The following is an 11,774-nucleotide window of genomic DNA, read 5'->3' as shown; positions in this document are numbered from 1 at the left end:
CAATCCGAAGATACAAGGATGGAGAAATTACTATTACACGAACTACAGCCAAAAGAGATTAGCGAAACTGGATTGGTATATTTTGCAGCGATTAACCCGGTGGTATGCAAAGAAGAGGCAACGAAGAAGATGGATGGGGTCATTGAATGAAGTTAGACACATTGCCAACCAATATGGATTAAAAACGTTATTGTAATCCGCATGCCCATGAATGACGAACATCGGAAAGCCGTATGAGGGAAAACCTCACGTACGGTTTGATGAGGAGGGGCTGGTTAAACCCAGCCCTTTACTCTAGTGGAACGAACCGGAAGTCAAAAGGGTAGCGTGTGGGGATCTGCAGGAAGTGGAGTGGAGTTAGTACACTTAAATAGAGGGAGATGCGTCCTGTATAGGGGATAGTTGGAAAAAGTAGACTTCATTTAAGCGAATTCATCTGAAAAGATGGAAATCGGTCGGATTAGGTTTCCTTTTTCCAATTAACGCTTACGCAGTAGTGGGACGGGACAGCATTAGGTTCACTTTTTCCACTTGGACTTGCCGCCAAATCTAATGAAGGCCCTCCAGGCCGCTATATATCAGAAATCATATAGCGGCTACGCTGTCCTGTTCATGACCAGTAGGCTTTGTAGCAATCTTTGTAGCTGCCGATGTACAATTTCAGCCTGTTTCTAAGCCCACTTATAAATATAAGTTGTTAAAATATCATTCCAAACTACATATAAGTTAGAGGCAGGGAAATACAGCACTCATTTTCTTTCAATTATGGAGGAGGAATGAAATGACCAAGCAGATTCAGGCAGATGTTGTTATTATTGGCGGAGGGACGGGAGGCTGTGCGGCCGCTCTGGGTGCTGCCAGATCAGGACGGTCGGTAGTAATGACCGAGGAATATGATTGGATCGGCGGACAGCTCACCAGCCAGGTGGTGCCGCCTGACGAGAACCGGTGGATCGAGCAGTTGGGCTGTACGGCAAGCTACCGGACTTATCGCAATGCAGTGCGCGATTATTACCGCAGATTATTCCCGCTCACGGAGCAGGCGCGCGCCCGGGCGGCCCTCAATCCCGGAAATGCCTGGGTCAGCCGGCTCTCTCATGAGCCGCGTGCCGCGCTGGCTGTACTCCGGGATATGCTGGCCCCCTATGTACATAGCGGGCGGCTGCAGATATGGACAGGATACAAGCCCGTGCGGGCAGAGACAGACGGCGATGATGTGATTTCAGTAACCGTATGCGGTCAGGATGGGGAGAAGCTCGTCCTGACCGGCAGCTACTTTTTGGATGCGACTGAAGAAGGGGATGTGCTGCCGCTGGCAGGCGTAGAGTACGTAACGGGCGCCGAGTCCGCTGCAGAGACCGGGGAAAGGCATGCGCTTGCGGGTCCGGCCGATCCGCAGGATATTCAAGCGTTTACGCATTGTCTGGCAGTAGACTATACCGAGGGCGAGGATTATACGATTGCCAAGCCGCGGGAATATAACTTTTGGAGAAGCTACCAGGCCGATTTTTGGCCTGCTCCGCAGCTCAGCTGGACGGTTCCTTCCCCTTCGACGCAAAAGCCTGTAACCTACGTGCTCTTACCGGAGGAGGGGGGGAATCCGCTGTTTACTTACCGTAGACTGGCGGACCGCAGTAATTTTCAGCCGGGGGTCTACAAGACAGATCTCAGTGTGGTCAACTGGCCGCAGAATGACTATTGGCTTGGGTCGATTATTGACGTTTCTGCCGGGGAAAGGCAGCGCCACCTGGAGCATGCGAAGCAGCTCAGTCTTTCCTTGCTGTACTGGATGCAGACGGAGGCGCCGCGCAAGGATGGCGGCATAGGTTATCCCGGCTTGCGTCCACGCCCCGATGCTACGGGGGCGCCGCATGGCCTTGCGCAAGCTCCGTATATTCGGGAAGGACGGCGAATCCGGGCGGAGTTCACCATCCTGGAGCAGCATCTGAGCCCGGCAGACCGCCCGGACGGCCGGGCTGAGAAATACCCGGATACGGTTGGCATCGGCAGTTACCGGATTGATCTTCACCCCAGCACCGCGCTGCGGACCTTTATCGACATTCCTTCACTGCCGTTCCAGATTCCGCTGGGAGCGCTGATCCCGATTCGGGTGAACAACCTGATCGCTGCTGCCAAAGACATTGGGACCACGCATATCACCAACGGCTGCTATCGGCTTCATCCGGTGGAATGGAACATTGGAGAGGCTGCTGGCATGCTAGCCGCATATTGTCTGGATAACGGGATCACCCCCCGTGAGGTACGGAATTCTCCCCAGCAGCTGAGCAGCTTCCAGACCCGCCTGCGCAATAACGGCTTTGAGCTGGAGTGGCCGTCCATAGGTGCGGTCTAGATTGGGCAAGGGACGAAGTTCGGCCTGTATCTCTGTATTTTCTGTGAACTAGGGGTTGGCGGAAAAGTTCTCGCCTGCTGACCATGCTGTGGCTGCCTTTTCCATTGAAGGCAGCATCTCCCGTTGATTCATCTGTCTGACCCTTGGTTAAGTAGTGGGAAACCATGAATTTTCCAGCGGAAGGGGAATTTCAGATGTCGGAGCATAATCATGTTGTAGATAAGGACGGAAATGTTGCGCTAGGCAAAGTGAATGAAGCCCTGGACCGGATTGACCCGGAACAGAAGGAAGTCATTTTGAACAATTTTGAGGATTTCAAGGCCTATTTAGGAAAGCGTATTCATCTGGCTCGGAAAATCGGTCTGGGTGAAGAGCAGCTGGCGGTGGCGGCGGAAAAAATAGCCGACTATCTGGCTGACCATGAAGAACCGCGCAATAGCGAGGAGAAGCTGCTGCAGGAGCTGTGGAAGGTGGGCAGCAAGGAAGAACGCCACCGGCTGGCCCATATGCTGGTGAAGCTGGCCCGGTGAGCCGGGCAGATGCTGCTACACTGGCATCTCAAAGTGTGGGCTTGAAGATTTCCGCCCTGTACGGGGCGGTTTTTTGCGAATGAGAGCCTCCGGAAATCATGGTGAAGGTGCGGGGAACGGGATGATATAATGGAGACAGCAATGGTTATCACCCCCTATTACCTGACTTGGAGATGCTCAGTCTATGAAATTAAGCATTTTGGATCAATCACCCGTCTCTGAGGGCTGCACGCCCGCTGAGGCAATCGCCCAGACCGTAAGCCTTGCCAGAGAGGCTGACAGGCTGGGCTATCACCGTTTCTGGGTCTCCGAGCATCATGCCGCACGCGGACTGGCCGGTTCAAGTCCCGAGGTGCTGATGGCCCATCTGGCTGCAGTAACCTCAACGATCCGCATTGGTTCAGGAGCCGTGTTGCTCCCCCATTATAGCGCGTACAAGGTAGCCGAAAATTTCCGCGTACTTGAAGCTCTATATCCCGGACGCATCGATCTAGGGGTGGGCAGTGCTGCAGGAGGCGGGGCACTTGCTGTAAGAGCGCTTCAGGAGAACCGGACAGGCGGTGCGGAACTTTACGAATTGCAGATCATGGATCTGCTCAGCTATCTGTACGGCGGTCCGGATGCCGCACACCGTTTTGCCGGGCTTGCGGCCAGTCCGCAAGTCAGCACTGCACCGGAGCTTTGGCTGCTCGGGTCCAGCAGGGACAGCGCCGATCTTGCCGCAAGGCTGGGCACCCGCTTCGCCTATGCCAGATTCATTAATGGTGACGGAGGCGGGAAGACGGTCCAATCCTTTCAGAACAGCTTCCACCCCTCCCCCGCAGCCGCTGCTCCACGGGCGCTGGTATCGGTGTTTGCTGTGTGTGCCGGGACTTCCGCAGAAGCAGACCGGCTGGCTGCCAGCATGGATTTGTCGCTGGTTCTGCTGGAGAAAGGCCATGTCTCAACAGGGACACCTTCAGTAGAAACCGCTCTGGACTACACCTATACACCGTACGACCGCTTTCGGATTGAGGAGAACCGCAGGCGGACGGTCCTGGGATCGCCGGAGGAGGTGCGGCAGCAGTTTATTGCGCTCATGGAAGAATACCGCTGCGAGGAGATTATGTTCGCCATGCCGATGCACGGCTTGGAGGACAAGCTGAAATCTCTCCGGCTGATTGCAGATGCCTGCGGATTGTCCCGAACGGAAGGGGATCATTAGCTTGTCCGGGCACAATGCCTTTATTTTGTATTCCTCCGGCAATAGGGTAAGATAAAGGTTGGCTTACAGAGCATAGCCGGTTGATCAATCCACGGATGAAGGGAAGGATGCAGAATGTCTATTTACAGTTTTGCCGGAGTGAAACCATCGGGTACAGAAGTGCCTTTCAAGGACTATGAAGGCAAGGTGCTGCTGATTGCCAACACGGCCAGCAAATGCGGACTTACACCACAGTACGGGGATTTGCAAAAGCTCTATGAACAATACGGAGACCAAGGGCTTGTCGTATTGGGTTTTCCCTGCAACCAATTTGCCGGACAGGAGCCCGGAACCAGTGAAGAAGCGGAAGAGTTCTGCCAAATTAACTATGGCGTGAAGTTCCCTGTTTTTGCCAAGGTGGATGTGAACGGGCCGGATGCCAGTCTGCTCTTTCAGTATTTGAAGGGCCAGCAGCCGGGTGATGGCGAGAGCAGTGATATCCAATGGAACTTCACCAAGTTCCTCGTGGACCGCAGCGGTAATGTGGTAGCCCGTGTAGAGCCTAAGGAATCGCCGGAAGGCATGAAGGCACAGATCGAAGCCCTGCTCTAAGATGCGCATTTTTTTCGAATCCTAGCCGCTTCGCTGTCTTTTATTAATTGAATGTATACCTACACCCCCTGAATGACGGCATTTGCTGTGTTTAGGGGGATTTTTCAGTTACGGCTTATGAAAATTATCCTTGACGCTTTTCACAGACCCTGTATTCTTTGAAGAGGAATAAGGTACATCATGGGGAATGGAATAAAGGGCAGAATGAAGCAGGATAATAACGGCAGGAGGGTTTTATAAGGGCATGAGATTAATTACAGAGGTGGCATCGGCAGCAGGAATTCATGAAGAGCATCTGGAACTGTACGGCAAATATAAAAGCAAGCTGTCGCCATCTCTATGGGACGAGCTTAAGCACAAGCAGGACGGAAAGCTGGTGCTGGTTACTGCAGTGAATCCGACCCCGGCAGGTGAAGGTAAAACGCTGACGACGATCGGACTCTCCCAGGCGCTGAACGCAGCGGGAATCAAGACAGTAGCTGCACTGCGTGAACCATCCCTTGGTCCATGTCTGGGCATGAAGGGTGGAGCAACAGGAGGGGGCAAGGCACAGATTGTTCCGGCAGACGAGATCAACCTGCATTTTACGGGCGATATACATGCGGTAACTTCGGCGCATAATCTGCTGTCGGCTATGATCGACAATCATATTTTCCAGGGCAATGCACTGGGACTTGACCCTCAGCGTATAGTCTGGAAGCGCGTAATGGATATGAATGACCGCAGCCTGCGCAGCATTGTGACTGGCCTCGGCGATGGCAACGGTACCGTGCGGGAGAGCGGATTCCAGATCACGACGGCCTCAGAGATTATGGCCGTACTGTGTCTATGCGATGATCTTACCGATCTCAAAAACCGGCTCAGCCGCATGCTGGTCGGATATGACCAGTTGGGACAGCCGGTGACGGCAAAGCAAATCGGAGCAGTAGAAGCCATGGCTGCGCTGCTGAAGGAAGCCGTGAAGCCTAATCTGGTGCAGACTCTGGAGGGGACGCCTGTGATCGTGCACGGCGGACCGTTTGCCAATATCGCGCACGGCTGCAGCAGTGTAATCGGTACCCGTTATGCCTTGAAGCTGGGGGATGTGGTAGTGACGGAAGCGGGGTTCGGTGCGGATCTGGGCGCAGAGAAGTTCATGGATATTAAATGCCGCCAAGCCGGACTCACTCCCGCCGCAGCTGTGCTGGTAGTGACGGTGAAATCGCTGAAATACAATGGCGGTGTCCGTAAAGATGAGCTGTACACAACCAACCGGGCAGCATTGCTCTCCGGTATTGCCAACATGGAGCGTCACATTGAGAATTTGGGCAAATTCGGCGTTCCGGTGCTTGTAGCGCTTAATCACTTCGAGGGCGACGCCCCTTCGGAGATTAACGATGTCCTGGAGGCTTGCCGCCGTCTGGGTGTGCCGGCAGCCATCTCCAAAGTATGGGCGGAAGGCAGCGCCGGGGGGCTTGAACTCGCCCTGGAGCTGAAAAAGCTCTTGGAACAGGGAGAAGGTAAGCCCTCGGCTTTCGCTCCTTTGTATGAGGACAATTTGGACATTCCGGCCAAAATCAATAAAATCGTTACCGAAATCTACCACGGTGCGGAAGTGTCCTTCTCGCCGGCAGCGAAGCGCAGCCTGAACATCATAGAGAAGCTTGGCCTGCAGCAGCTTCAGGTTTGTATGGCGAAGACCCCATACTCATTCTCGGACCAGCCTAGACTGCTGGGAGCACCCGAAGGCTTCACCATGGGTGTCCGCGATATTACGCTGTCGCTTGGAGCGGGTTTTGCGGTGGTCATCACCGGCAATATGGTCACTATGCCCGGACTTCCGGCCAAACCGGCGGCAGAGGGTATACAGGTAGACGAGGATGGCGTTATTAACGGCCTGGAATAAATCAAAGTCATCTTGATTCAAGACTTCAGCCCCCATATCTCTGCGACTTAAGCAGAAGTATGGGGGCTTTGCTGCGCGGTTTGCCGGCTTGAGGGTTCCCTGCTCCTTCCTCTCCCCTCCAGACATAATGTGCTCGCCCGGGGAGAAACTAATGCAGACGCACCGGAAATACGGGGACTATATATCTGCATCAAATGTGAACAATGTGAGAAAAATCACAAAAAGACTTGTAATGTGAGAAAAATCACAATATAATCAACGCATAAAGTGAAATTAATCACATACAAACACAAATAAATGAAATGCCCAATCTGGAGGAGGAACAAACCATGAAAGTAGCAGTCGTAGGATGTACCCATGCCGGAACCGCAGCAATCGTCAATACCGCCCAGCTTTACCCGGATGCCGAGATTACTGTGTATGAACGCAATGATAATATTTCTTTCCTGTCATGCGGGATCGCGCTTTATGTGGGTGGAGTCATCAAAGACCCGCAGGGCCTGTTCTACTCATCGCCGGAGAAGCTGGCGGAGCTTGGCGTCAAGACGAACATGCGCCACGAAGTTATCGGGATTGATACCGACCGCAAAACACTGCGTGCCCGCAATCTGGCGACAGGCCAGGAATTCGATGACTCCTATGACAAGCTGATCATGACTACCGGCTCATGGCCGATTGTTCCCAAGCTGGAGGGCATGGAGCTTGACGGTATTCTCCTCTCCAAGAACTACAATCATTCCAACACCATCATCGAAAGAGCGCAGCAGGTGGACAGAATCACTGTTGTCGGTGCCGGGTATATCGGAGTCGAGCTGGTGGAGGCTTTTCAAATGAATGGCAAACAGGTTACGCTAATTGACGGCGAGGACCGTATCCTGAGCAAATATCTGGATGAAGAATTCACGACTCCTATTCAAAAATCGCTGGAGGATCACGGAATCACTCTTGCACTTGGCGAGAAGGTTAGCTCGTTTGTTGGCGAGAACGGCAAAGTGACCAAGGTAATCACTAGCAAAGGCGAGCATGAGACCGACCTGGTTATCCTCTGTATCGGATTCCGTCCGAATACCGAACTGCTGAAGGGTAAGGTGGATATGCTGCCTAACGGCGCGATTATCGTCAATGACTATATGCAGACCAGCCTTCCGGACATCTATGCCGCCGGTGACAGCTGTGCAATTCATTATAATCCAACCGGCAAACATGCTTACATTCCGCTGGCCACCAACGCTGTACGCATGGGAACACTGGTAGCCCGCAACCTGGTATCGCAGACGATCCCATACATGGGTACACAGGGAACTTCGGGAATAAAGATTTATGAAGATAATATTGCCGGAACCGGGCTGACAGAGGATGCCGCTATTGCAGAAGGAATGGATATCGAGAGTGTTCTGCTGACCGACAACTATCGTCCCGAGTTCATGCCAACCTTTGAGCAGGTTCAGCTAAAAATGGTCTATGACCGCTCGACCCGCCGCATTCTCGGCGCACAGATCATGTCCAAGATGGATCTGACACAGTCGATCAATACCGTGTCAGTGTGCATTCAGAATAAAATGACTGTAGACCAGCTGGCCTTCATTGATTTCTTCTTCCAGCCGCACTACAACAAGCCTTGGAATTTCTTGAATACAGCGGGACTTCAAGCCTTGCCTGCAACAGTTGCCCGTAAAGAAACCGTAACTGTCTAAACCTAAAGCTGCCCCCTTTAGCCGGAGCCGATTTTGTGGCTCCGGCTTTTTGCTGTTTTGGGGTAACGGAAGTTGACTCCTGCAGAAAATGGGGAATTCGTCTCTTCTGAGATAAAAAATATTCCGCAGCGGATGCTTTTGTGGTAAATTTGACATGTCAGTGAAAACTTTCACTTAGTTTTTACAAGAGTGATATTTATCACGTAAATGTGTTAGTTGACACGCTACAATGGCATAAAGGAACAAATTTTAAGTAATTCGAAGGGGATAGGAATCATGGCTTATAACAAACCGCAGGGGATTGCCGAAGTCACGGTAGAGAACGGAATTAAGAAGGCGCATAATTCACTCAGTACCGTACTTATTCTTGGCTTCTTGGGGGGAGCGTTCATCGCGCTCGGATTTTTGCTGGACATTCGCGTTATCGCAGGCGCACCGAAGGAATGGGGCTCTATCGCTAACTTTATTGGCGCTTCCGTGTTCCCGGTAGGTCTGATCCTGGTGCTGCTGGCCGGAGGGGAACTGCTGACCGGTAATATGATGGCTGTGCCGCTAGCTTTTATGGCGAAGAAGATTTCGCTATGGGAAATGTTCAAGAATCTGGTGCTGATTACAATCAGTAATTTCGCCGGTGCCTTGTTCGTCGCTTATTTCTTCGGCCACGTTGTTGGCCTCACTGCAGATGGCGTGTATCTGGATAAACTGGTGGATATGGCCGGACACAAGATTGATGCTACCTTCCTGCAGGCCTTTGTTTCCGGTATCGGTTGTAACTGGCTCGTTGCCCTGGCGGTATGGCTCTCTTACGGAGCGGATAATTTCAGTGGTAAAATCCTCGGGATCTGGTTTCCGACCATGGCGTTTGTAGCTATCGGCTTCCAGCACGTTGTAGCTAACATGTTCCTTATCCCTGCTGCTATTTTTGAAGGTCACTTTACCTGGTCGCAGTATTTCGGCAATTTCGCTCCGGTCTGGCTGGGCAACCTGACAGGCGGCGCCATCTTCGTCGCTTTTGCATACTGGATGGCTTACCTGCGCAAAGCGCCAGCGGCTATTCAATCGGTGGAAGGTATTTCTGCTGCCGGTGTGAAAAAACACGCATAAAATACTAGCGGTCCGCATGGGCTGGATGGTTATACAGACACTCCCTGATATCTATTAGGGAGTGTCTTTTTGTATCTCAGACAACACAAAATTCGCCGTGCATATCCGACTCGGGGGAACGAAATCGGGCTCACGGCGAATTCATAGGGAGTGTTTCATATGCTCTATTACCCTGACATAGTTGGAACGAATCAGTTTGTTTTCGCCTATTTTCTTTACGTAGAACAGGTGCAGTTATAGAATATACATATTCAAGTGACAAGGGGGGACTAACGCCCATGAGTTACAGCGGAGATGGGGTTTTTCCGGCGGTATGTCCGCTGGATTGCCCTGACACATGCGGACTTCTAGTGCATAAGCAGGACGGCAAAATCATTAAAGTGGAAGGCAACCCCGAGCATCCGGTGACCAAAGGGGCGATCTGCAACAAGATACGGCATATGGCCGAACGGGTGCATCACCCCGAACGTCTGTTGCAGCCTCTGCGTCGTACAGGGCCGAAAGGGAGTGGTTCTTTCAAGCCGATCAGCTGGGAGGAGGCCATCGGTGAAATCGCCAGCCGTTTCAAGGAACTGTCCGGTACCTATGGGCCGGAAAGCATTCTTCCTTACAGCTTCTATGGCAATATGGGGGTGCTTAGTGTGGACGGGATGGACCGGCGGTTTTTTAATGCGCTCGGTGCAAGTCGTCTGGAGCAGGGCATTTGCAGTGCGGCAGGGACTGCTGGCTGGAAATATACGATGGGATTCAATGGCGGGACAAGTCCCGAGGATACGGTCAATGCCGATCTGATCATTGTCTGGGGCGGCAACATTGTCAGCACGAACATGCATCAGGTCATCTATGCCGAACAGGCCCGTAAACGGGGGGCGAAGGTGGTTGTGATCGATGTGCACCGCAACCGTACGGCACAGTGGGCAGACTGGTTCCTGCCGCTCTATCCCGGCACGGATACAGCCCTCGCGCTAGGGATGATGCATATCCTGTTCAGGGATGGCTTGACGGATGAAGCATTTATGGAGCGTTATACAACCGGGCACGCGGAGCTGCGCGGGCATGTGCTTGCGTATCCGCCTGAACGGGTCGCAGAGATTACTGGCATTGCGGCGGCAGATATCGAGAAGCTGGCCAAGCTGTACGGCGAAGCCAAGGTATCACATATCCACATCGGCAATGGCCTGCAGCACCACGATAATGGGGGCATGAATGTGCGCACGATTGCTTGTCTTCCGGCACTTACAGGTGCTTGGCGGAAGAGCGGAGGCGGAGCGATCAAGTCAAATGGAGGCTACACCGCAACGAATGCCCGTGCTCTAACGTGTCCTGATCTGCGTCCAAACCGCGGGACACGCACGATCAACATGAACCGGATCGGTGAAGCGCTGGAGATGAAAGAGCAGCCGGTGATGGGCATGTTCGTCTACTGCTGCAATCCAGTAGTGGTGGCGCCCGATGCGGAGCGTGTGCGCAAGGGATTTGCCCGCGAGGATTTGTTCACAGTAGTACATGATCTGTTTATGACCGACACGGCGCTCTATGCCGATATCCTATTGCCTGCAACCTCCACGTTTGAGAATGTGGATCTGTACGGTTCGTATTGGCATCACTATATGCAGCTTCAGGAGCCTGTGCTGGATGCGCCGGGCGAATGCAAAAGCAATATGGAGGTCTTCTCGCTGCTTGGCCGGGCGATGGGCTTTGATGCAGCAGCTTTCAGCGATTCCGAATATGATATGATCCGTCAGGCGCTGGATTATCCGCACAATCCCTATATGAAAGGGGTCACGCTGGAGCGGCTGGTGGCTGAACGGTTCGTGAAACTGGATATGTCGCCGCAGGCGGATTATCTGGAACACCTGCCGACACCGTCCGGCAGAATCGAGCTGTATTCCAAGGCCATGGAGCTGGCCGGGCTGCCTCCGCTGCCAACATACACGCCGCTCAAGGAAGGCTATGACGGTCAGCGGCTGCCGCAGCCGGGGGCGGCTTATCCCCTGATGTTCGTGTCGCCGCCGAATCATAATTTCCTGAACTCCACCTTCTCCAATGTGGAGAAGCACCAGCGCATGGAGAAGCGTCCAACGCTGCAGATTCATCCCGTAGATGCAGCGGCAAGAGGCATAGCGGACGGTGACGAACTGACTGTGTACAACGGCAGAGGCGCTATCGAGCTGTGGGCAATGGTAACGGACAAGATGCTTCCGGGCACCGTGATCAGCCAGGGGCTGTGGTGGGAAGGCAAGGGACGCAGACAGAGGGTGAACGTGCTGACACCGGACCGGCTGAGCGATATGGGCAACGGGGCCACTTTTTTCTCAGCAACGGTAGAAGTGAAGCGAAGTGGAGAAGCGCAGCCTGCAGGAGAATCTGTTTAATTTGAATGGAATATATTATGCTTAGGTGACGCGCCAAT

Annotated in this window: 9 protein-coding genes; all 9 read left to right on the top strand. The window is 53.0% G+C overall.

Translation table 11 applies throughout. The annotated features are described in order from the left end of the window. Positions 1 to 10: 10 nt before the first annotated feature. The 9 genes from A3844_RS15780 (at position 11) to A3844_RS15740 (ending at position 11,736) form a co-directional block, all read left to right on the top strand. The gene (locus tag A3844_RS15780) at positions 11 to 196 is read left to right on the top strand and encodes a group II intron maturase-specific domain-containing protein (RefSeq protein ID WP_083607069.1); all 186 of its coding nucleotides are present in this window, start codon (positions 11 to 13) and stop codon (positions 194 to 196) included. A gap of 585 nt (positions 197 to 781) precedes the next feature. Further along, a complete protein-coding gene (locus A3844_RS15775; RefSeq protein WP_074107863.1) occupies positions 782 to 2,353 on the top strand; it encodes an FAD-dependent oxidoreductase in 1,572 nt (523 codons plus the stop codon). Positions 2,354 to 2,547: 194 nt separating this feature from the next. Continuing rightward, a complete protein-coding gene (locus A3844_RS15770) occupies positions 2,548 to 2,883 on the top strand; it encodes a DUF3243 domain-containing protein (RefSeq protein ID WP_074087367.1) in 336 nt (111 codons plus the stop codon). 184 nt (positions 2,884 to 3,067) lie between these two features. Further along, positions 3,068 to 4,087, top strand: a complete 1,020-nt coding sequence (locus A3844_RS15765) for an LLM class flavin-dependent oxidoreductase (RefSeq protein WP_074107862.1) — start codon at positions 3,068 to 3,070, stop codon at positions 4,085 to 4,087. A 114-nt stretch (positions 4,088 to 4,201) separates the two neighbouring features. Then, the gene (locus A3844_RS15760) at positions 4,202 to 4,678 is read left to right on the top strand and encodes a glutathione peroxidase (protein WP_074087365.1); all 477 of its coding nucleotides are present in this window, start codon (positions 4,202 to 4,204) and stop codon (positions 4,676 to 4,678) included. 244 nt (positions 4,679 to 4,922) lie between these two features. Then, complete coding sequence (locus tag A3844_RS15755; protein ID WP_074107861.1) at positions 4,923 to 6,563, top strand: formate--tetrahydrofolate ligase; 1,641 nt, start codon at positions 4,923 to 4,925, stop codon at positions 6,561 to 6,563. A gap of 329 nt (positions 6,564 to 6,892) precedes the next feature. Continuing rightward, the gene (locus A3844_RS15750; RefSeq protein WP_074107860.1) at positions 6,893 to 8,257 is read left to right on the top strand and encodes an FAD-dependent oxidoreductase; all 1,365 of its coding nucleotides are present in this window, start codon (positions 6,893 to 6,895) and stop codon (positions 8,255 to 8,257) included. Between the two features lie 276 nt (positions 8,258 to 8,533). Further along, positions 8,534 to 9,361, top strand: coding sequence for a formate/nitrite transporter family protein (locus tag A3844_RS15745; RefSeq protein WP_074087362.1), 828 nt, complete (start codon positions 8,534 to 8,536; stop codon positions 9,359 to 9,361). Positions 9,362 to 9,639: 278 nt separating this feature from the next. After that, entirely contained in the window at positions 9,640 to 11,736 is a 2,097-nt protein-coding gene (locus A3844_RS15740; protein WP_083606876.1) for a molybdopterin-containing oxidoreductase family protein, read from the top strand. The last annotated feature ends 38 nt before the right edge of the window (positions 11,737 to 11,774 follow it).

This window comes from Paenibacillus helianthi (assembly GCF_001909055.1).
Taxonomy (GTDB): Bacteria; Bacillota; Bacilli; order Paenibacillales; family Paenibacillaceae; genus Paenibacillus_AQ; species Paenibacillus_AQ helianthi.
This window is presented reverse-complemented; position numbering and strand designations above follow the sequence as displayed.